Annotated in this window: 19 protein-coding genes; 5 read left to right on the top strand and 14 right to left on the bottom strand. The window is 47.1% G+C overall.

Annotation, left to right across the window (positions count from 1 at the left end):
* Positions 1-45: 45 nt before the first annotated feature.
* From WFN75_RS14735 to aspA, 4 genes are all read right to left on the bottom strand, one after another.
* Positions 46-1,743 carry a protein-disulfide reductase DsbD gene (locus WFN75_RS14735; protein WP_336996406.1) on the bottom strand — a complete coding sequence of 566 codons (1,698 nt, stop codon included), beginning with the start codon at positions 1,741-1,743 and terminating at the stop codon, positions 46-48.
* Positions 1,719-2,042, bottom strand: coding sequence for a divalent cation tolerance protein CutA (cutA, locus tag WFN75_RS14730; RefSeq protein ID WP_172657815.1), 324 nt, complete (start codon positions 2,040-2,042; stop codon positions 1,719-1,721). The genes WFN75_RS14735 and cutA overlap by 25 nt, the downstream gene beginning before the upstream one ends.
* Before the next feature lie 113 nt (positions 2,043-2,155).
* A complete protein-coding gene (locus tag WFN75_RS14725) occupies positions 2,156-3,457 on the bottom strand; it encodes an anaerobic C4-dicarboxylate transporter (RefSeq protein ID WP_207292846.1) in 1,302 nt (433 codons plus the stop codon).
* A gap of 114 nt (positions 3,458-3,571) precedes the next feature.
* Positions 3,572-5,008 (bottom strand): aspartate ammonia-lyase, encoded by a 1,437-nt coding sequence (aspA, locus tag WFN75_RS14720; RefSeq protein WP_040077541.1) that lies wholly within the window; start codon positions 5,006-5,008, stop codon positions 3,572-3,574.
* Between the two features lie 335 nt (positions 5,009-5,343).
* Here aspA and WFN75_RS14715 point away from each other — a divergent pair, with 335 nt between their 5' ends.
* On the top strand, positions 5,344-5,814 hold the full coding sequence (locus WFN75_RS14715; RefSeq protein WP_040077540.1) for an FxsA family protein: 471 nt from the start codon (positions 5,344-5,346) through the stop codon (positions 5,812-5,814).
* A gap of 30 nt (positions 5,815-5,844) precedes the next feature.
* Here the strand turns inward: WFN75_RS14715 and yjeH are convergent, their stop codons facing one another.
* On the bottom strand, positions 5,845-7,086 hold the full coding sequence (gene yjeH / locus WFN75_RS14710; RefSeq protein ID WP_336996405.1) for an L-methionine/branched-chain amino acid transporter: 1,242 nt from the start codon (positions 7,084-7,086) through the stop codon (positions 5,845-5,847).
* A 178-nt stretch (positions 7,087-7,264) separates the two neighbouring features.
* Here yjeH and WFN75_RS14705 point away from each other — a divergent pair, with 178 nt between their 5' ends.
* The 3 genes from WFN75_RS14705 (at position 7,265) to WFN75_RS14695 (ending at position 9,729) form a co-directional block, all read left to right on the top strand.
* Positions 7,265-7,558, top strand: a complete 294-nt coding sequence (locus tag WFN75_RS14705) for a co-chaperone GroES (RefSeq protein ID WP_003855929.1) — start codon at positions 7,265-7,267, stop codon at positions 7,556-7,558.
* 39 nt (positions 7,559-7,597) lie between these two features.
* A complete protein-coding gene (gene groL / locus WFN75_RS14700; protein WP_040077537.1) occupies positions 7,598-9,244 on the top strand; it encodes a chaperonin GroEL in 1,647 nt (548 codons plus the stop codon).
* 131 nt (positions 9,245-9,375) lie between these two features.
* Positions 9,376-9,729, top strand: coding sequence for a DUF4156 domain-containing protein (locus WFN75_RS14695; RefSeq protein WP_040077535.1), 354 nt, complete (start codon positions 9,376-9,378; stop codon positions 9,727-9,729).
* 129 nt (positions 9,730-9,858) lie between these two features.
* Here the strand turns inward: WFN75_RS14695 and yjeJ are convergent, their stop codons facing one another.
* From yjeJ to WFN75_RS14650, 9 genes are all read right to left on the bottom strand, one after another.
* Complete coding sequence (gene yjeJ / locus WFN75_RS14690; RefSeq protein ID WP_046885492.1) at positions 9,859-10,725, bottom strand: YjeJ family protein; 867 nt, start codon at positions 10,723-10,725, stop codon at positions 9,859-9,861.
* A 26-nt stretch (positions 10,726-10,751) separates the two neighbouring features.
* Positions 10,752-12,866 carry a peptidase domain-containing ABC transporter gene (locus tag WFN75_RS14685; protein WP_286783894.1) on the bottom strand — a complete coding sequence of 705 codons (2,115 nt, stop codon included), beginning with the start codon at positions 12,864-12,866 and terminating at the stop codon, positions 10,752-10,754.
* Positions 12,859-14,145 carry an HlyD family secretion protein gene (locus tag WFN75_RS14680; protein ID WP_040077532.1) on the bottom strand — a complete coding sequence of 429 codons (1,287 nt, stop codon included), beginning with the start codon at positions 14,143-14,145 and terminating at the stop codon, positions 12,859-12,861. Before WFN75_RS14680 ends, WFN75_RS14685 begins: the two co-directional genes overlap by 8 nt.
* 164 nt (positions 14,146-14,309) lie before the next feature.
* Positions 14,310-14,672, bottom strand: a complete 363-nt coding sequence (locus tag WFN75_RS14675) for a hypothetical protein (protein WP_052452804.1) — start codon at positions 14,670-14,672, stop codon at positions 14,310-14,312.
* Between the two features lie 163 nt (positions 14,673-14,835).
* On the bottom strand, positions 14,836-15,213 hold the full coding sequence (locus WFN75_RS14670; protein ID WP_052452803.1) for a hypothetical protein: 378 nt from the start codon (positions 15,211-15,213) through the stop codon (positions 14,836-14,838).
* A gap of 530 nt (positions 15,214-15,743) precedes the next feature.
* On the bottom strand, positions 15,744-16,676 hold the full coding sequence (locus WFN75_RS14665; protein ID WP_336996404.1) for a fimbrial protein: 933 nt from the start codon (positions 16,674-16,676) through the stop codon (positions 15,744-15,746).
* A 17-nt stretch (positions 16,677-16,693) separates the two neighbouring features.
* Positions 16,694-19,219: a fimbria/pilus outer membrane usher protein gene (locus WFN75_RS14660; RefSeq protein WP_442913312.1), complete on the bottom strand. Its 2,526-nt coding sequence runs from the start codon at positions 19,217-19,219 to the stop codon at positions 16,694-16,696.
* A gap of 43 nt (positions 19,220-19,262) precedes the next feature.
* Positions 19,263-19,958, bottom strand: a complete 696-nt coding sequence (locus WFN75_RS14655; RefSeq protein ID WP_040077528.1) for a fimbrial biogenesis chaperone — start codon at positions 19,956-19,958, stop codon at positions 19,263-19,265.
* Positions 19,959-20,021: 63 nt separating this feature from the next.
* Positions 20,022-20,585, bottom strand: a complete 564-nt coding sequence (locus WFN75_RS14650; protein ID WP_040077527.1) for a fimbrial protein — start codon at positions 20,583-20,585, stop codon at positions 20,022-20,024.
* Between the two features lie 1,025 nt (positions 20,586-21,610).
* Between WFN75_RS14650 and WFN75_RS14645 the strand changes: the two genes are divergently transcribed.
* Positions 21,611-22,186, top strand: a complete 576-nt coding sequence (locus tag WFN75_RS14645) for a transcriptional regulator (RefSeq protein WP_336996402.1) — start codon at positions 21,611-21,613, stop codon at positions 22,184-22,186.
* The last annotated feature ends 80 nt before the right edge of the window (positions 22,187-22,266 follow it).

Genomic DNA, 22,266 nt, shown 5'->3' with positions numbered 1-22,266 from the left:
ATTATCTCCTCTGCATACCGTCGAACGTCCCGTCTACAGTGTCGTTTACGGTTGTCGATCGCGCAAATGTGCGCTGAAAGCCGTGGCATCCATAAATCCGGTCACTCTCTGGGCCGCCTGCTCCTCGCCCTCTCCGTTAAAGAACAGAATTGTCGGCAGGCCAAGCACGTTTAATCTCTTCAGCAGGGCCTTATCTTCTGCGTTATTGGCCGTCACGTTTGCCTGAAGCAGAACCGTCCCTTTCAGCGCGTTTTGCACCTGCGGATCGCTAAAGGTGTATTTTTCGAACTCTTTGCAAGCCACGCACCAGTCGGCATAGAGATCGAGCATGACCGGTTTGCCGTTGGCCTGTGCCAGCGCGCGTTGCAGCTCATCTACGTTGCGTACTGGTGTGAAGTTAAGATGGGCCTGAGATTGCGTCACGTTGACGCCAAATGCCCAGTCCTGCAGAGGACGTACGCTTACCAGTGCGGCGGCCAGGAGGAGGATTTGCACCACGCGCATCCACGCTTGTTTTGCTGACAAACTGGTAATAAAGGCCCACAAGAAGAAGGCGACGCCGAGCATCGACCAGAGACGTAATCCCCAGGCGTCGCCGACAACGCGCTCCAGCAGGAAAACCGGCAGCGCCAGGATCACAAACCCGAACGCGGTTTTCACCTGCGTCATCCAGGGACCGTTTTTAGGTAATAGTCGGTTGCCGAACAGGGTCACCAGGATCAGCGGCAATCCCATACCCAGCGCGTAGAGATAGAGCGTGCCGCCACCGAGCCACAAATTACCGCTCTGGGCGATATAGAGCAGAATTGCGCTCAGCGGGGCGGTCGTGCAGGGGGAGCAGATGAGCCCGGCGATAGCGCCCATGGCAAAAACGCCTCCCGCTGAGCCGCCCTGCTGGCGATTGCTCATTAATGTTAAGCGGGTTTGCAGCGATGAAGGCAATTGAAGGCTGAAGAGACCAAACATCGACAGCGCCAGCAAAGTAAAGAGTACCGAGAGGCCGATCAGAACGTACGGATGCTGAAGCGCAGCCTGGAATTGCAATCCTGCCGCAGCCACGACCAGACCGAGGGCGGTATACGTCAGGGCCATCCCCTGCACATAGATAAATGCCAGTAGTAATGCCCGGCCCGTGGAGAGACGCGTTTTACCGCCAAGGACAATGCCCGAAATAAGCGGGTACATCGGCAATACGCAGGGCGTAAAGGAGATGCCAATGCCGATCAGCAGCGCCCACAGCGCGGAGAAGGGCAGCTCGCTTTTCGGCGCGGGGTCAGGCGCATTTGTGGCAGGTGCGGAAGGCGCTAAGGCGGCAGCTTGCACCTCACTCAGCGGCACCACTTTGGTTTCGGGTGGATAACACAACCCGGCATCGGCACAGCCCTGGTAGGTGACGGTGAGGGTCGCCCCTTTCCCGGCCTGGTTAATGGTCACCGGTACGGTGAGCTGTTGCCGGTAGATCTCACTTTTGCCGTAAAATTCATCTTCATGCCACTCCCCTGCGGGCAGCGTTGGCGCACCGATAGTGGCCTGAGCAGGGGTGATGCTGATCTGTTTGCGATAGAGGTAAAACCCCGGCTTCACACTCCAGTTCAGGTTCAGTTCATGTTGGTTTTGCTGAAAATCGAAAACGAACGCCTGGTCGGCAGGAACGAAGTTTGAACGGCCGGGTGCATCAAACAACCCGGCAAAAACTGAGGTGCTGCACAGCAGCAGGATCAGCGTAAGGAAGCGTTGAGCCATGATAGATAATCGTTATCACCGTGGGAGACTGGCAACACCAGTAACTCCGGGGTCTGGTAAGGGTGGTGAGACTTAAGACAATCGAGGAGCGCCTGCTGGAGTGAGACTCGGGATTTCAGCAGCATCTGCACTTCGTACTCCTGCTCCAGCTTGCCTTCCCAGTAATAGAGCGAGGTGGCGCCAGGCAGAATAGTCACGCAGGCGGCAAGCTTTTCAGCCAGGACTTTAGCGGCCAGATCCTGGGCAGTGGCTTCATCGGGTGCGGTGCAGAGAACAACAACAGCGTCAGACATGTTCACAGGTCGACCTCGTTATCGCGAAAAAAACCACTATAGCATGCCGGGCAGTGAAGAATTGATGAATCGGGCCGCTAAGCGGCCCGACTTTAATGATTTTTACAGCGAAAAGCCTTTTACAACAGCATGCCGCCGAAGATGAAACCGAGGATGACGCAGAGGGAAATCGCCACCACACCCGGGATGAGGAAGGCATGGTTAAATACATATTTACCGATACGTGTAGAGCCTGTGTCATCCATCTCTACCGCCGCCAGCAGGGTGGGATAGGTCGGGAGGACGAACAGCGCAGACACCGCGGCGAAAGAGGCGATAGCGGTCAGCGGAGTAACGCCCAGCATCAGCGCCGCGGGCATCAGGGCTTTGGTGGTTGCCGCCTGGGAGTAAAGCAGGGTGGCGGCGAAGAACAGAACGACCGCCAGCAGCCATGGATAGCTATGTAACAGATCGCCCGCTACGGTCTGGATATCACTGATGTGGGCTTTGACAAAGGTGTCACCCAGCCAGGCCACGCCCAGTACGCATACGCAGGCGCTCATCCCGGATTTGAAGGTGCTGGCATTGAGCACTTCGCTGGTATCGATTTTACAGGTAATACTGATAAGCGTGGCGATGGTCAGCATAAAGACCACAATCGCTTCGTTACGTGGCAGTACCGGATTCTCAATCAGACCTACGGTGTCGCTGATGGCGGTAGCGTAGAACATCACCGCCACGATCCCGATCAGGAACAGCAGTACGGAACGTTTTGCGTGCGGCTTCAGTTCAAAAACCTGGCTCCCGCGTAGTTTGACTTCCCCCTTCGCCAGGCGCTCCTGGTAAACCGGATCGTCTTTCAGTTCGGCGCCGAGGAAGTTACAGAGGACGGCGGTGATCATCACGGCGATCAGCGTCACCGGAATACAGATCGCCAGCAGGGTGAGATAGCTGACGCCCATTGGTTCAAGGATACCCGCGAAGAAGACCACCGCAGCGGAGATGGGTGATGCGGTGATCGCAATCTGAGACGCCACCACAGCAATGGAGAGCGGGCGAGACGGACGAATCCCTTGCTCTTTTGCCACTTCGGTAATAACGGGCAGGGTGGAAAAAGCGGTATGGCCCGTGCCGGCGAGAATGGTCATAAACCAGGTGACCAGCGGTGCCAGGAAGGTAATGTATTTTGGATGGCGGCGCAGCATACGCTCGGCGAGGCTTACCAGGTAGTCCATCCCACCGGCCACCTGCATGGCAGCAATGGCGGCGATAACGGCCATGATGATTTCGATGACGTCAAAGGGAATTGCGCCGGGTTTGATTTGAAAAATGAGGGTAAGAACAAGGACGCCGAGCCCACCGGCGAAACCGATACCGATCCCTCCAAGCCTTGCGCCAAGGTATATCGCCAACAGCACGATGACGAGTTCTGCTCCAAACATAGGTGCCTTCCTTGTTTATTAACAAGTTGATATTGAATTGTTGTGGTTTGGTAAACCCCAAAAAGAAAAAAGGCACGTCAATTGACGTGCCTTCATGAATTTTAACCTGAACTGTTATTGTTCACTTTCATCAGTATATCTTTTCGCTTTGTAGGCCGGGTGCATTAAGTTTTGCGCCGAGAAGATATCATCCAGTTCGGCTTCTGTCAGCAAACCACGCTCAAGTACGACCTCTCGCACGCTCTTACCTGTTTCAGCACAAATCTTACCGACGATATCGCCGTTATGGTGGCCAATGAACGGGTTGAGGTAGGTCACGATGCCAATGGAGTTATAGACGTAGCTTTCACATACCGCTTTGTTGGCGGTAATGCCGTTAATGCATTTTTCCAGCAGGTTATAACAGGCGTTGGTCAGAATATGAATGGACTCAAACATCGCCTGGCCGATGACCGGCTCCATTACGTTCAACTGCAACTGACCTGCTTCAGAGGCCATGGTAACGGTGATGTCATTACCGATCACTTTGAAGCAGACCTGGTTAACTACCTCTGGCACCACCGGGTTCACTTTAGCCGGCATGATAGAGGAGCCAGCCTGCAGCTCTGGCAGGTTGATCTCATTCAGACCAGCACGCGGGCCGGAAGAGAGTAGGCGCAGGTCATTACAAATTTTAGACAGCTTAACGGCCAGGCGCTTCAGGGCGCTATGCACCATGACGTAGGCGCCGCAGTCGGAGGTGGCTTCAATCAGATCTTCTGCCGGGCTGACCGCCAGGTTGGAGACTTCTGCCAGCTTCTGTACCGCCAGCTGCTGGTAGCCATCCGGCGTATTCAGGCGTGTACCGATAGCGGTGGCGCCCAGGTTCACTTCCAGCAGCAGCTCGGAAGTGCGCATCAGGTTTTTGGTCTCTTCGTTCAGCAGCACGTTAAATGCGTGGAATTCCTGGCCGAGGGTCATTGGCACCGCGTCTTGCAACTGGGTGCGACCCATTTTCAGAATGTCCTGGAACTCGACCGCTTTGTTCTGGAAACCTTCGCCCAGTTGATTAATGGCATCCACCAGTTTCACCACAGAGGCGTAGACCGCAATACGGAAGCCGGTAGGGTAGGCATCGTTGGTGGACTGACATTTGTTAACATGGTCGTTCGGATTCAGGTACTGGTACTCACCTTTCTGGTGACCCATCAGCTCCAGGCCGATGTTGGCCAGTACCTCGTTAGTATTCATATTGACGGAAGTGCCCGCGCCGCCCTGGTAGACGTCCACCGGGAATTGGTCCATGCACTTGCCGTTGTTCAGCACCTCATCGCAGGCGGCGATGATCGCGTTTGCAACGCTTTTAGGAATGGTTTGCAGCTCTTTATTTGCCAGCGCTGCCGCTTTCTTCACCATTACCATGCCGCGTACAAACTCAGGGATATCACTGATTTTGCTGTTGCTGATGTAGAAGTTTTCAATCGCTCTCAGAGTATGAATACCGTAATAGGCATCCGCTGGAACTTCCCTGGTACCCAACAAATCTTCTTCGATACGAATGTTGTTTAACATGTGAACCTTCTTTTCAAGCTGCCGATTGATTGCACTAAACACACAGTATATCTGTGGTTATGTCTATTTACTGACCGACGATTATCCCAATGAGCGACCAGATATCCGAGATCATATGCTGATGATAGCGAAATGCCGTAATCTGGATCACTTATTATCGACCCTGTTGCATGATAATTATCAATTTGTGAAATGAGTCACCGCTTTAATGTTTCCAAAAAAAATATCCGTGCAAACCGATTGAATTTTGGCTAACCGCCCTCATTTCGAACAGACGCGAATCGCGAAAATGTTCAGACAGGGGCCACAGGGCCTCTGCCACACAGGAGACGCCAGTGCGCTGGATACCGTTAGTTGCTATTTTTCTCTATGTTTATATTGAGATTTCGATTTTTATTCAGGTCGCCCACGTCTTTGGCGTCCTGCTGACTCTGATTCTCGTCATCTTTACGTCGGTGATTGGGATGTCTCTGGTACGGAACCAGGGTTTCAAAAATTTCCTGTTAATGCAGCAAAAGATGGCCGCAGGCGAGAGTCCGGCGGCAGAAATGATCAAAAGCGTCTCGCTGATTATTGCGGGCCTGCTGCTGTTACTGCCCGGATTTTTCACCGATTTCCTGGGGCTGCTACTGTTGCTGCCGCCGGTGCAAAAACATCTGACCATGAAGCTGATGCCGCACCTGCGCTTCAATCGTATGCCGGGTGGTGGTTTTAGCGCGGGGACGGGCGGGGGCGAAACCTTTGACGGTGAGTATCATCGCAAGGACGATGAGCGCGATCGTCTTGACCATAAAGACGACCGCTAAGAAAAGCGCCCGGCATTGCCGGGCGTTTTTTTATGCTGGGCGGCCGCGCACGGGTAAAAAGCACCACAGCCCCGCCAGCATGACAATGGCATACAAACTCTTCCAGCCCACCATCGCCAGCAACAACAGACAGAGCACGCCACCCACTACCGCCAACGCTTTATAACGTCCTTTCAGCAGCCGCGCGCCTGCCAGCATACAGAGCAGGTAGATCATAATGAAGATACCGTTGGCATAGACGATAAGGGCATCCAGATTAATGTTAAGCCAGTAGATGCCCAGCGTACTCAGCACACAGCAGCCCAGTACGGCATTGAGGGCATTCAGCGGTAGCTGACGCTGAGAAAGTCTTGCCAGCGGGCTGGTGGGTTTGTAGAGCGCCTGCGACCAGACCAGACGCGCAAAACTCTGGATGTAGATATTTAGACTGGCAAAGCAGGCCAGATAGCCAATCACGCAGGCGACCCACAACGCTTTTGTGCCAAACAACTGCACCACAATACCGGGCAGCGACGCCGCCGCCGCTTTATCTTCCCCAAAGGCGTTGAAGTGCAACACCAGCACCGTACAGGCCCAGTAGACCGTGCCGGCCAACAGCAGGCCGATCATCAGTGCGCGCGGGAAATCTCGCTCGGGCTGTTTAAACTCTGACGCCAGGTGGGCAAAGGCTTCCAGCCCGACAAAACACCAGAACATCACCGACAATGCGGCAAACAGCGGGGGCAATTCCACTTCGCCGATCGATGGGAAGGGGATTTCGTGCAGCTGGATATTGCCCGCCCACCAGATAGCGACAATCAACGCCACAATAAGCAGCGCAATCAACGTTTGTAAGTTAGCGCTGGAGCTGGCACCCCGTGAACCGACCCACCAGACAATCGCCAGCGTCCCCAGCTCGGCAAACAGCAACTGCTCATCGTGCCAGCCAAAGAGCGCCTGACCGAAACCGGCGGCGATGTGCAACGCAGCGGGCAGGCCTACCGGAATCACGGATAAGAATAGCCACCCCGTTACCCGTTCAAGACGAGGGCCAAACGCCATGCCGACAAAATGCGCTACGCCGCCGGCGCTGGGAAAGTGACGACCCAGAATCGCAAAGACAATCGCCACCGGGAACACCAGCACGATTAAGAGCGGCCACGCCCACAGGCTATTATCGCCTGCAACCAGCGCCGCAAGAGCGGGTACGGCAAAGACACCCGTTCCTAATAAAGAGGTCGAGAGCAAGCCGACGCCTTGCGCCAGGCCCAACTCCTGTTTGAGTCCACTCATCTACTTCGTCCTGCCACCATCAAAAGAGAGGCGATGGTAACACTTTCGCAAATTTTTTTTCGACTCCCCCTTGAAGGGGGAAAAACCTATCCCCATCTCTCAGGGCACTAGCCGGAAAACCGGATACGGGCCGGCGTCATCCATAACTGATAAAGACTTTCTCAAAGGAGAGCTATCAATGAGTATTCGTCCGTTACATGATCGTGTGATCGTCAAACGTAAAGAAGTTGAAACCAAGTCTGCAGGCGGCATCGTTCTGACCGGTTCTGCAGCAGCAAAATCAACGCGTGGCGAAATCATCGCTGTCGGTAAGGGCCGCATCCTGGAAAACGGAACTGTGCAGCCACTGGACGTTAAAGTTGGTGACATCGTCATTTTCAACGATGGCTACGGCGTGAAATCCGAGAAGATCGACAATGAAGAAGTGTTGATCATGTCCGAAAGCGACATTCTGGCAATTGTTGAAGCGTAATTTACGCACGAAACTGTACGAATTTGAGGAAATAAGAACATGGCAGCTAAAGACGTAAAATTCGGTAACGACGCTCGTGTTAAAATGCTCCGCGGCGTGAACGTACTGGCAGATGCAGTTAAAGTCACTCTGGGCCCGAAAGGTCGTAACGTAGTGCTGGATAAATCCTTCGGCGCGCCAACCATTACTAAAGATGGTGTTTCTGTTGCACGTGAAATCGAGCTGGAAGACAAGTTCGAAAACATGGGCGCGCAGATGGTGAAAGAAGTTGCCTCTAAAGCGAACGACGCTGCAGGCGACGGTACCACCACCGCGACCGTACTGGCGCAGGCTATCATCACTGAAGGTCTGAAAGCCGTAGCTGCGGGTATGAACCCAATGGATCTGAAACGTGGTATCGACAAAGCTGTCGCTTCCGCTGTTGAAGAACTGAAAGCGCTCTCCGTACCGTGCTCTGACTCTAAAGCGATTGCTCAGGTTGGCACCATCTCCGCTAACTCCGACGAAACCGTAGGTAAACTGATCGCAGAAGCGATGGACAAAGTCGGTAAAGAAGGCGTTATCACCGTTGAAGACGGTACCGGTCTGGAAGACGAACTGGACGTGGTTGAAGGTATGCAGTTCGACCGCGGTTACCTGTCCCCATACTTCATCAACAAGCCAGAAACTGGCGCTGTTGAACTGGAAAGCCCGTTCATTCTGCTGGCTGACAAGAAAATCTCCAACATCCGCGAAATGCTGCCAGTGCTGGAAGCCGTTGCGAAAGCAGGCAAGCCGCTGCTTATCATTGCTGAAGACGTTGAAGGCGAAGCGCTGGCGACCCTGGTGGTTAACACCATGCGTGGCATCGTGAAAGTGGCTGCGGTTAAAGCACCTGGCTTCGGCGATCGCCGTAAAGCGATGCTGCAGGATATCGCTACCCTGACCGGCGGTACCGTTATCTCTGAAGAGATCGGTATGGAGCTGGAAAAAGCGACCCTGGAAGATCTGGGTCAGGCTAAACGTGTTGTGATCAACAAAGACACCACCACCATCATTGATGGCGTGGGTGAAGAAGCGGCGATTCAGGGCCGTGTTGGTCAGATCCGTAAGCAGATCGAAGAAGCGACTTCTGATTACGACCGTGAAAAACTGCAGGAGCGCGTAGCGAAACTGGCAGGCGGCGTTGCAGTAATCAAAGTGGGTGCTGCGACCGAAGTTGAAATGAAAGAGAAAAAAGCACGCGTTGACGATGCTCTGCATGCAACCCGCGCTGCAGTAGAAGAAGGCGTTGTTGCTGGTGGTGGTGTAGCGCTGGTGCGCGTTGCCGCTAAACTGGCTAACCTGACTGCTCAGAACGAAGATCAGAACGTGGGTATCAAAGTTGCGCTGCGCGCAATGGAAGCACCTCTGCGTCAGATCGTGTCTAACGCCGGTGAAGAACCGTCTGTTGTGACTAACAACGTGAAAGCGGGCGAAGGTAACTACGGTTACAACGCAGCTACTGAAGAATACGGCAACATGATCGACTTCGGTATTCTGGACCCAACCAAAGTGACCCGTTCTGCGCTGCAGTACGCGGCCTCTGTTGCTGGCCTGATGATCACCACCGAGTGCATGGTGACTGACCTGCCGAAAAGCGACGCGCCTGACTTAGGTGCTGCTGGCGGTATGGGCGGCATGGGTGGTATGGGCGGCATGATGTAATTGCCCTGCACCTCGCAGAAATGAAGAAACCCCCAGTCAGAAATGGCTGGGGGTTTTTCTTTTGGTCATCTTTTTAGTATAAGGTTTACACAGGGCAACGGTTGTCCATCTTATTAAAATCGAGGAATAACATGCGCGTAAAAGTCTGTGCAGGGATCGTAGGGGCAGCGTTGCTGCTGGCGGGTTGCAGTTCCGGTAATGAGTTATCTGCGGGTGGGCAGAATGTCCGCTTCGTAGAAGATAAACCCGGGAGTGAATGTCAGCTGTTGGGCACGGCCAATGGCAAACAGAGCAACTGGCTTTCTGGGCAGCACGGGGAAGAGGGCGGCTCAATGCGTGGTGCGGCTAATGCGCTGCGTAACCAGGCAGCTGCAATGGGCGGTAACGTGATTTATGGCGTGAGCAGCCCGACGCAGGGGATGTTATCAAGCTTTGTCCCGACGGCCAGTGAGATGAACGGCCAGGTGTATAAGTGCCCGAACTGATATTATCAAAGCAAAAGCATTAATATCTTGTCTGGACGCTCTGGTTCGCCCTCTCATAAATGAGAGGGAAACCTGAGCAAACGGAGGGAAAGATTACCGTTTTCTACATCCCTGTAGACGCTCAAATTCTTATGCGTTGAGCATCGCCGCCTTCACTTCCACACAGAAATCATGCAGCGGCTGCATGCACTCCTCCATGGTAAGAAGCTGGTTTGGTTCTGACGGAATGATTTTGGCAAAAGTCTGGCATATCGGATGCTGATCCTGAAGCGCTTTCACGCCAGGCGACATCACCGCAACCCGATGAAGAATACTCTGCAATTGCTCCGTATTAGGTTCGGCCTCTGTTTTAAGTATGGTACCCGCCAATATTTTTTTGCCCTCTTCATGTTCAAAGCAAAACAGAACGGCAATATAGTGCGTGAACAAATCTAGCTTCCATTTCTCATGTTCAACTTTTCGGAAGTTAAGATTAGTCATATCTGACAGATCAACAAAATACAGCATGACAAAATCAAGCAATGAAGTAACCAGTTGTATGGTTTGCTTGTCATTTGTTGTATTGAGCGATTGTTGAATAGCGAAGACGATAAACTCAATTTGAGTATCATCTATTTCAATACACTCGATTTGTTCATTTTGCAACATAGCGACGAGCTCGAATTTTTCATCTTTCTGCTTCGGCGCCATAGACATAATGACTTTAGAAATGTCCGGGTTATTGACTTCCATGACATCAATATTGGGGACATTAGCCATCAAACTGTCTCTTTCAGCGATAAGCTTTTCTTTATAACTTTCCCCACGCTCAGCGAGGCGCTGCGATACTTTTGCTATACGAAAGCGTAGGATCAAAAGTAAATCGATCAACTGATTCAACTGGAAAAAGAAAGTATGTTCAACATTATCGATATCTCTGATTTTGAACGCCATGAGGGCAAAGCGTTCATTGCTTTTAATCGATCCTGTATTAATCCCTTTTACTTTTATCGTCATAGGTTGTTCCTTACCTGTGAATAGGGTTAATGTTTAGCCAGTTTACTTAAATCAATTACGCGGTCTGCTGATGCAATCGTCGATGGACGGTGGGCAACAATAACGCGGGTAATACTTAACGATGAAATAGACTGGTTAATGTTAGCTTCGTTGTTTAAATCCAGATGGCTGGTTGCTTCATCCATAAACAGAATGCCTGGTTTCCGGTATAAGGCACGAGCAATAAGCAAACGTTGTTTTTGCCCGCCTGACAAGCCTGTCCCTAATTCACCAACCAGCGTTTCATATCCCATAGGCATGTTAATAATCTCATCATGAATATTACAATGGCGTGCACATTCAATAATGAAATCCATATCGGCATTATCTTCAAAGCAGCTTATGTTTTCAGCGATGGAACCCGAAAACAGACGGTCCTCCTGAAGAACACAAGCCGTGCTGAGGCGATAATTATTTAAACCAATCTTCTCAATACTTAAATTGTTGGCCTTCACATCGCCGCTGGTAGGCGAAAGTAACCCGCACATCACCTTGAGTAATGTGGTTTTGCCCACACCTGACGGGCCGACCAACGCCAGTGATTCCCCTGGCTCGATGGTAATGTCGAGATTCGAGAATATAGGCTGTGAAAAGGGATCGTATTGATAGCTAAGGTTTTTGATCTCCAGCTTAATGCCTTCGTTTTCTGCAAAGACCCGACGAACCGGCATTTCAGCTTCTGGCTCGCTAAATGCAATTTCAGAAAGCCTTTCATTATGTAAGGAAAGCATGCGTAACTGCATGACCAGGTCGATCAAACTGGATGCGCGCTGCGAGAACTGACCGCGATAAGCATTAAAGGCCATAAACATACCCAGCGACATATTGTTGTCGATAACCATAAGTGCGCCAAGCCAAAGGATAACCACTTGATCAATTGACGAAATAAAAGTGTTTATTCCACCAAATAGCATGTCAAATCGCGTCTGTTTGATACCAGCGTTACAGGCATCGATATTCAAATTCAACCAGTTCTGTGAGCGACGCTCTTTTATATTGAGGGCTTTAATGGTTGCGATACCATACAAGGACTCCATAAAGTGCGAGTTTGCTCTGGCTCCTTTAATAACCTGTTCTTCCGATACGCGGCGATAGAAGCGATAAGTGGCTAAACGGATGATGGCATAACACACTGTAAAACCGACAACTACCCAGACTAGCCAGCCACCGTAAAGGGTGAGCATAACCAGGAGCCCGATAGTCATAATCGAGTCGATAACGCCGGTGACGATACTATTCGTAAAGGTTGAACGAATAGTGTCTAACGAACCAAAGCGCGACTGAATATCACCAAGCTGCCGTTTCTCAAAGAACGCCAGCGGCAGACGGACAAGATGATCAAATAACGTTGTTTTCCACTGAATACTTGTCAGTGTATTCAACGTTAATGATGTCCAGCCACGTAACATGCTCAGGAAGGTACGGAACAGTGTAAAGGTCACCAGACCGATACAGATGACTGCCAGCAGACTTTGATCGTGAGCCATGATCACATGGTCCGTAACCATCTGCGTACCAATCGGCAGGAGTAAGCCTATCGCTTCGATGACGACAGAGAAGGCGAAGAGTTTAATAAGCGTACTCTTAAGTCCGACAATATTACGCATTAAATCTAATAAGCGTAAACGGGACTTTGCTTTCTCCTGCTGGAAGTTTTGATCAGGCCATAACTCCATGGCAATGCCCGTGAAGTTATTAGACATTTCCTGGATGCCAATAATACGTTTGCCAAGAGCGGGGTCATGCACCACAAAGCTTGATCTACGTACTTTAGTCAGTACCACGTAGTGGTTCATTCCCCAGTGAATCACGCATGGCAATTTCAACTGATGAATTTCATCAAGATCCAGAGATAATGCACGGTTCTTTAAGCCAGCGCGATCGGCTGTGTGAGATAATGACAACAGACTCACACCCTGGGAGGGGCTACCAAAACGCTCACGGAAATTGAACAAGTCAATATTCAGGCCGTAGTAGCCTGAAATCATTGCTAAGCAAGCGATTCCGCACTCTGAAACCTCGGACTGCAAAATGACAGGGGTGCTTTTTCTGAACGAAAAATTCAGTTTGGATATAATATTTTCAAATAACGCTTTATTCATTGATCGGACCACTCACGCTTTGTGCAATTTTATAAACTGGGGTAAACATCCACATGTACAGTGGTCTTTCTTCAAGAAAAACAATCGCCTGGGCCTTAAGCCCATTAGAAAGTTCAAGTGTTTTGCCGTTGTAACTGATTTTCTTATCTTTGATTGCAACAACTGTTTTATAGAGCGCGAGTTCTTGTTGATTAGGGCCAGATGCAGTGTTCGTATATTCAGCCATTTCCTGTCGCGATGCAGGAACGGAAGATATAGAGACAATTTTTCCCGGGAACTGGCCAAATTTGTCCGAAGGGAAAGCATCATAACGAATATTTACAGTATCCCCGGTTTTGACATAGGGAATGCTGTTATTAGGCAGCCACAAAATTAAGTAATACTCAACGTTACCCGTTGGTTTTATTTGAGCAAGGCTGCTTCCTTTATCAACCATCTGGCCCGTGGTGACGGATATTGATTCTATCTTGCCGTCCGTAGTGGCTTTAACAACCAGATTTCCGTTTGCATTAGATTCCAGTCGTTGGTTTTTGTAATCGTTAATTTGGTTCTTTTGACTTGATATTTGGTTATCAAAATCTGAGCCTTTAGTCACAATATCGCTTTTAAGCTGAGTTAATTGCGATTCAAGCTGCATTTTTTGGCTGACCAGCGATTGATAAGTACTCTGCTGTTGAAAGAATAATGAGTGCTGGTAGTTATACTGATCTTTAGTGATCAACCCTTGCTTAAGATATTGGTCGTAACTCTGCAGGTTTTCTTTCATTTTTCGCAGACCACTCGAGGCATTGCGCAACATTTCGTTAGTCTCTTTTAACGAAAATTCATATTGATGCAGCTGGGTGTTTAATGCCTCTAATGTTTCATTCTTGTTAGATGCAATTTTGGCGATAATCTCTTCGCCATTACTAATTTTCTCAGTAATGACTGCCGTCATGGAATCGTTAACATTGCCGCTTGCGGTGGAGCGAGAGACATCCAGTTCATACAGTGGTGTTCCTTTAGTCACTATATCGCCTGGCTCCACGTATTTGTTAACAACAAAACCTTGCTGCGGAGAGAAGACGTTTACCGAATGAGGCAATGTAATGACCTCGCCGCGCACATCGATACGCTGCGTATAGCTACAGAAAATCAACGAAAAGATAAGCATGCAAAAAAAACACAGCGAAAGTATGCTTATTAACCATGCTGGCATGCCTGCTAATAAAAGTGCTTTCCCTTTCCAGTGATTCTTTTTGTATTCAATCGCTTCCTTGCGATAAAGTTTATTAGTCATGTTCAATCACTTTTATTTTATAGTGTTTAAAATCGTTAATAAAAAGAATGATTCTTTATCAGTAAATTTGAAATTATTATCCCTATGGGCGTGAATTTTAAAAAGAGAATGGAGAGCACATCGACAAGTGATATCGATGTGCTCTCCACGATCAATAAGAAAACTTAGTTTTTGAAGCCGCCGCCAGTACCAAATACTACGCTGTCAAAGAAGATACGGGTGCGATCGTCAATGGCAGCAGTACCTTCATAGGCACCAATGACGGCACCCCAAACGCCACCCTGAACTGCTGCCCAGATGGAACCAGTCCAGGCCATCACTGCGCCAACACCCAGCATACCGCCGCCAGTGCCGTTACCGGTCACACCACCTTGTAATCCGCCCTGAGCTGAAAGTACGACCGCGCCGTAAATACCACCTACTACGGCGTCAACAAGCGCTACACCAAGGCTTTGTTCACCATTCAAGAAGCTCAGAATACCGGCGCCTGAAATTTCATTCATTTCAATTGAAGTTAACTCTTTCATTTTTTATTCCTGTTTTAATATTGCTGTATTCGTTATTAACTAATGAATGAGGATAAACTTTATCCTGCAGTCATTAAATTTAAAAAAGTAAGCATTCTTTATGAATGCTCGAGGGGGAAACTAAGCGTTTAAATTAACAATCACGCTTATAGTGGCTTTATTTTTATTTAAACCACTGGATAGGTTTATAACCACCGATGGTGCCATCAGACAGGCCGTCTAACACCTGATTAGAGATAACTTGCGAATCAGCAACGCCATTGTAAGCGCCAAAACAGGCACCAAGAATGCCGCCATGAATGGCGCCCCAGATTGAACCTACAGCCATGGTAATAACGCCTACCCCAATGAAGCCACCACCTGCGCCGGTACCCGTTGTAGCGCCCTGCAGACCACCCGCTGAAGAACAAACGATAGCGGAAAGCAGGCCACCCAGGACACCGTCAACGACTGCGGCGCCAAAACCTTGCGTACCATTAATAAAAGCCTTAAGAGCCGCTCCTGACACATTCGCCATTTCAATTGAAGTTAATTCTTTCATTGTATTTCCTTATATAATGAGGATTTAAATTTGTATGTAATTAATCTTAACGAGTGCTTTACAGACAAAGTATGTCAGGAATCGGTGCCCTGACATTCTTTCGCAATAAGGTAAAACGATAAAATATCATTGCCAATACTTTTATTATACTTTGATGTTGAATTTTGATTGGTAAATCTAATAAAGAAACATACTTCACTTATGAAGTTAATCGTGAACTCTGTCTCATTTTATAATATCCAACTGAAAAAAAAGACTTTTCTAAGTTGCGTTTTTGATGTTTCCCTGGTTCGGTATGGCGCTTTGGCTGAGGTGTTAATGGCCATTATTAATTGATGTCTTTTCAGAGCGGACCGCAGAACTATAAAAAAAATCATCAGCCGATGGTTAGGCTGATGATGAAAAATTACAGAGGACTACTTAATGGACTGAAATACAGTGTCATTTTTCCTGCAGTATGACTTCAAATTGTCCCTTAACAGCCCCTGACGTGACATCATTGGACATTAAATAGTAGTCTGCTGTTAGATTTAACGATTGGTTATTTTAATGTTAGAAATTTTATATTTATTAAGATCATAGAATGTGATTGGTTTGTTTTCTTGTTTTATGATGAGACCAACCCCTCTTACCCCGTTCGAAATATCGTTCAGCAAAACACCATCTTTAGTGGGTGAGTTTTCACTAATTGGGTTGAACCAATAGAGATAATTTTTCCCAACCTCAGATGAAGGGCAGTCAATATCGAGCCTGATATTTTTTTGCTTCCCTGTATCTCCCCCCTGAGGTGTTGCTTTCAACTGTGCCGCAGTGATCTTATCAAGGATCACCGTATTTCCACTACGTGGTGTAATGTTGCAACTGGTTTGCTTAAATTTAATAGTAGATAAGTTAATACCAATCCTGAAGAGCTGCCCTTTGTTCTGAGCACCCGTACCCGCGGTATCCGTAGCGTTTCCGGCCAAATAATAAACTGTAATCATACCGCTTAAAGTTTGCGGTGTAATTGGGCCTGTTTTGACCAGCCAGACGGTCACTTGTTCTGGAATATAGGACTTAGAAAAGTAACGTGTGTCAGCGGGTACAGGTGAGTTGAACTCTGCAGCAATAGGTCGTATTTTCGTACCTATTGTGATGTCCGTTATTTGATAACCTATGCCGGGTATACCTGTATTATAAACAGGCATACCCTGAACACCTTTTATTCCGGAATCGACATCTTTGGTGGAATGTATAACATATACATCACTTGGATCGCAGTTTGAGAATGTTTTGACATCCGTTACGTTACCACCGCGAGTTGCGGCCGCTAATATTGCTCCGTTGGGCTGGCTTGAATCAGATAATATTTTCACATTGGTAAAGGATACGTTAATACCGCCACCAGTACCGCTGTAACTACATTCAGCCGCTACGTGCAAGCTTGTGGTAAATAAACTTATTAGTAAGAATAATTTTTTCATGGTGTTAACGATCCTTATTAGCGGCAAACCACTGTTGTTTGCGCAATACTTCCTGTAACTGAAGCTAAATTATATGATGCGGTACACTGTTGATCTGCATTTGTACCCCATTTAGCATAAACCTCACCCGTGTCTTTCAGACCTGACATGTAAACCATGCCTGCATCGGAAACGATACTGGCCTGGGCTTTAGGTATGGCAGAGGAGGTTACCATTGCACCATAAGGGACGTCTGCACCTGATAGCTGTTTCAATATGAGGAATGCCCGACGGCCGATATTACCCTCGAAATCTGCGCTTACGATTGCGCCTCGGGTAGGTACCACTTTTTTCGACGTAACAGGTAATTCCATATTGTCGGCTAATGTTGTGCTGTCGAGTGTGATACCCGTTCTGCGATAAGGGCTGACGTAAGGAACGATGGCATATCCACGAGAATCAGTTTCAATTGTTGAATCAGACTCCAGCCGAACATGACTGAGCCCGGGAGCCTTAACCAATGCTGCAGTGTCTGACATTTCCTGTCCAAAGGTGATCCCATTCTCATGGAGCAAGACACCGCCACTGGCGCCATAGTTGATCTGTTGGCTACTGCTACTGTAACTGTAACCACCGTTAACTGAGCCTTTTGAGCCTTTGTACGAGCTGTAGACGCCTCCACTGGTACTGTCGCGGTTGCTATAACCTTGCTGAACGTTCCAGTCCAGCTGGTTGTTTTCTAATGCAACGCCATTTAATGAGACAAATTGTTCAGTCGATCCCGGGTTACTATTATTCAATTGATACGAAGCATAAGTGTTCGGCAACCAATCGGCTAACGGTACGGAGATGTTCAAAGAGAAAAGATGGTTATCTTCTTTTATTTTATCGCTTTGGCTATTTTCCCAGCTATATCTGCTATAGCTGTAACCCACATAGTAGTTGATTCTTTTCCAGCCGCCATTATAGCCAATGCTTAATGACTGATTTTTACGGCTGCTATCCCAATAGTCTTCAAACAGACCGGTGACGGCAATATTCCCAAGGCCATCGCCGAGGCTTTGGTTTACCGTTAAGTTTGTTCTGTTACGCACTGAACGCGAAGTCCTTGATAGCGTGTCGCTTACGTAAGTATCAAGTACCTCTGAGAGGGTATTAAAACCTTTTGTAGAATAGCGGTAGCCGGCTACCGTGATATTCGTACCGGTTTCAATGATATTTTTACCATAACGAATACGCCACGATTGACCTGAAGTTTTATCTTCATCTTTTCTTTTTGACCAGGCTTGGGTGATATCCGCGGAGATTGCACCAATTTCGCCAAGGTTATGGCCAATGCCGAATACCAGCGACTTATATTTAGATGCCGCCTGCAAACCCGTATAGAAAGTGGTGTTACTGAATGCTCCATAACTGACAGTTGCCTGAGTGAAAGGCGTTTCATCTGTATTGTTGTCATAAGGGCGGTATTTACCGCTCGTCACTTCATACTCGACTTGCCCTTCACGAAGCATTAATGGCAGCGATGCAAATGGGACTATAAATTTTTGTTCTGTTCCATCTGCTTCTTCTACGGTTACATAGAGGTCTCCGTTACCACCCGTAGCATACATATCATTAATTTCAAACGCGCCAGGAGAGACAAATGCCTGATAGACCTGGTATCCGTTTTGTTTGACAACAACACGCGCATTGGTTTTTGCAATGCCTCGAATAACAGGAGCATAACCACGAACGCTTTCCGGTAACATATCGAGATCGGTACTTAATTGTAAACCAGTAAAAGGAACGCTATCAAAAATATTCGATAGGGATGAACTTTCACCTAATACCAGGGTGCTCTTCAATGGCACAATACTTCTTTGCGCATATAAATAGACAGAATCCCATTCTGATTTATTGCCATCAGTTTTACTCCATGCACCTAAATTACGGATTCGCCATGGACCGAGGTTCAAACCTGACTGCAGATTGAGATTGTAACTTTCATGCTCATTTTCAAAATCTTTACCACCGGTAAACTGGTAGTTGGCTAAAAGGCTAGTTATGCCTTCGTCAAATTCTTCAACAGGTATTACATCTTGCGCTATATGTGTTAAAGCGGCTTGAGGTATGGATATATTTAATTGTTGTGTATTGAAGTTGAATTCAGCTTTGAAATCAGGAATAATATTTGTATTAGTGCAACCTTTAGTATCTTCCTTCAGATCAGGAAATGCACTCAGACGTAAGCCATAGGCTGAAAGCTTAGTTAGGCTGAGACAAGGAACGAGCGCAATCCCATCGTTTTTAGCGACTTCGACGAAATGTACTGTCGTTGTTTCGATGTACTGATTGTTGAGCATGACTTCAACGCGATATTCCCCAGGTGCCTGGGCATTCTGGGTTGCATATATCGATAAATCCGGCAGTTTTGATGTGTCGTTTTGACCAACGCTTCGTATGAATGCAGGATCAAAAAAATCACGAGCAGCAACATTTCCACTGAAGCCAATCAGTAATGCTGGCATTAGTGCCACAAATTTTTGGGATACTCCTGCTAGGATGTGCTCCCTTTTTTTTATGAATGCAGACATAGTTTCACCCTAACCGGTCAGAATTTTTAAGTTATATTGATGATGAATATTCCGGACCCGCGCTCCCATATTCGGTTGCGACGCTCCATGTGACTTTTCCTCCAGTTATCCCTGCTGGCAAGTCTGCTTGTTTAGATTCAAATGCCTCAATATTAGGAATGTTATCGACCATTTCTTTTCCATTTATTTTTACTGATGTAAAATAAATGAAAAATGGAGTTGGGTTTTCAATGGTGATTTTCCCGTTATTTTTCCGCCATTTTATTTTCTTTGACTCTTCGATCACGGATAAATTTTGTATTGCTTTTGGACGATAGATCAATCGCATTCTGTGGCGAACCGCAAGCTGTAGCCTGTTCTGACTCTCAGCGTCGTCACTGTTTGTTGGCGGAATCGACATTACGTTGAAATAAAATAATGTATCTCTGTCTTTTGCTGCAGATGAGATATGTGCATTGGGAAAAATGCGGACAGTGTTTTTCTGTTTACCCTCTAATCGAAAAAGAGGTGGGGTCACCATAAAAGCGGAGACTGTACTTGTACCTGATGCTTCAACCCATGATTTCATCAGGTAAGGTGTATCATCTTTGTTATCTAACTGGGCGCTGATTTCACGCGAGCCCTCTTTATAAAGATAACGAGTGGACTCGACAACCACGCCGCCATTAGCTACGAAACTGGTGGAGCAAATTAACATTGCCACTAATTTTAATAATGACTTGCGCATAATGTATTCTCAAAAAAATAAAAGCAAAACAAAAGGGCCTGCCGTAGCAGGCCCCTCAAACGATCAATAAGTAATAGTAAAGGTAGCAACACCTTTTACATCACCAGCAGTTACGCCAGTTGCAGTTTTAACATATGCTGCTTTATAACTCAGGATGGTTGGGCTACCGGCTTTATAAGCAACGGTTTTTGCTTCAGTACCATCGAATTTAACGCGGGTAGAGTCACCATTGATCAATGCGATACCTGTTTTCGCTGCAGGATTTGCTGCTTCGTTAGTCAGAATCTGAGGCTGACCTGAAACATAGTTACCTGCAACGTTCACAGTCAGATTACCTGTGTACGCATTGCCACCTTTCTTACAATCTTCAATTTTGTAAGTGATATCTTTTGCAGAGGCTAATACCGGAACGTTGGCAGCAGCGGCTTCCAGTACAGTTGCTTTGACGTTGTCCAGTACCACGGTACCACCGCTGATAGCACCAGCACCTGGGGTAACGTTACAGGATTCATCAGAGTTAGACACGGTACCGTGAATAACCAGTTGAGCTGTGTTGCCAGCTGCAAATGCCTGAGCGCTCAGAACTGTTGTTGCGGCGACTAAAACGGCGAGAATATTCTTTTTCATTTGTTTGTTCCATTCATATAAAACGACAGCAATCCTATTTAAGTAGCGGCTAATGCATGCGATTAGGCCTACCCTTTTGCTCCTGGGCACAAACCTTTCATCTATCGCCATGCGATGGTAATCAGAGGTCTATGCAACGAGAAAGCTGAGTAAATGTATTTCTTTTTATGTGTGTGCGCATATGAATTTGGTTGAATTAAATATCATGTTGACAGAAGTAGGGATCATTTAGTTTTTTTATAGATGATAGATTCTGGTTATAGTCGCAAGATGAATTTAATTTTGTTGGTGAATTGTTTAGTTGTTAATAATCGGTCTTATCCTATTTGTATTAATTTTTATTAACTAAGAAGAATAATTAAACGTTGAATTAAGATATGTTTAGATGCAAGGCATTCTTCCCGCAAATAATTCATGTTCCAGTCATACTTTAGCGATGCGATAATGGAGGGCTTTAGCCACCTTATTGTTAGTTGTTTGAGTATCATAATAGGGTGCTTGTCGCCTTTGATGGATACGCTATTCAGAAAAATAACCTGCCGTAACCTTCATAAATTCATAACAACTATCAGCATTCTCTTCCCTCTGACATCACATTGCCTGGTAAGCATTAGAAATCAATAAATCAGAATGAAATAGAACTACATTCAAATTTTCCGAGCCACACATCAATGCTGGGTTTCCATGGGTTGCGGAGATTTGGATAAGACTTCTAAAGTATCCAACTACATGAATAGTATGATTTATTTATGTATTTGATAAACGGTAGCATTGTTTAAGCTAACTTTATTCTCATTTCAGTATAATCAAAGAGTTAAAAATGATCTTAGACATGTTTTTTGGCTGCGAGTGGTATCTTTCATCGAATACGAAAATTATGATACGATATTCAACTGTTGTTTGTAGGTCATCATGAATCGGTAGGATTCATACATCAAAATCGTTGTGATGAAATGATTTCACAGGTGGTTGGGAATAACCGCTACGTTTTAACCGTCTTGACAGTAAAGGAAGGCTGAAAGGTTATGGCATATAATTTATTTCTAATAAATAAAGAAATTATATTCGATGTCAATTCATGCGAATTGAGAACGCTTAAACCTGATGGTACAAAGGTGACTCTTAATGCGCCAACTGCGCGTTGCTTGCAGCTCTTAATTGAAAATGGCGGAAAGGTTGTTTCACGCGATGATTTCCTGGAGCGCGTCTGGATGGCTAGAGGTATTGTTGTGTCACAGAATACCTTTTATCAAAATATTTCGTTATTAAGGAAATCCCTTAAAAAAGCAGGTTTGACTGATGAAATCATTGTTACTGTGCGCCGAAATGGGTTTATTCTTGCCCCAGGTACGCATCTGGAGATCGTTGAGGAGAAGGACAGTGAGAATACTATCCCATCAACGTCTATCTCAGGACATGCTTCCATAAAAAGTCAGCCGGGTGCTCTCACAGGTTACAACGTTATGGACAATAACGCAGCGCCTTCAGGCTCTTCGGGCGTGATTTTGAAATTACCGAAATGGGTTATAGTACTTTTTGTTATTTTGATAGTCGCTGAGCTAATTTCCCTCATTATCAAACATTTTAAAATGTTATTTTAAGCTTATGGATATTTTAAGTTTAGAATTAGAGGGTTTTGGAGTCTTGTCCGGATAGAAAGGGATACCCGGACAACTATGAT

The organism is Leclercia sp. UBA7405, from assembly GCF_037152215.1.
GTDB classification, from domain to species: domain Bacteria; phylum Pseudomonadota; class Gammaproteobacteria; order Enterobacterales; family Enterobacteriaceae; genus Enterobacter; species Enterobacter pneumoniae.
Note: the sequence above shows the minus strand (reverse complement) of the source record. Positions and strands in the feature narration are given on the sequence as shown.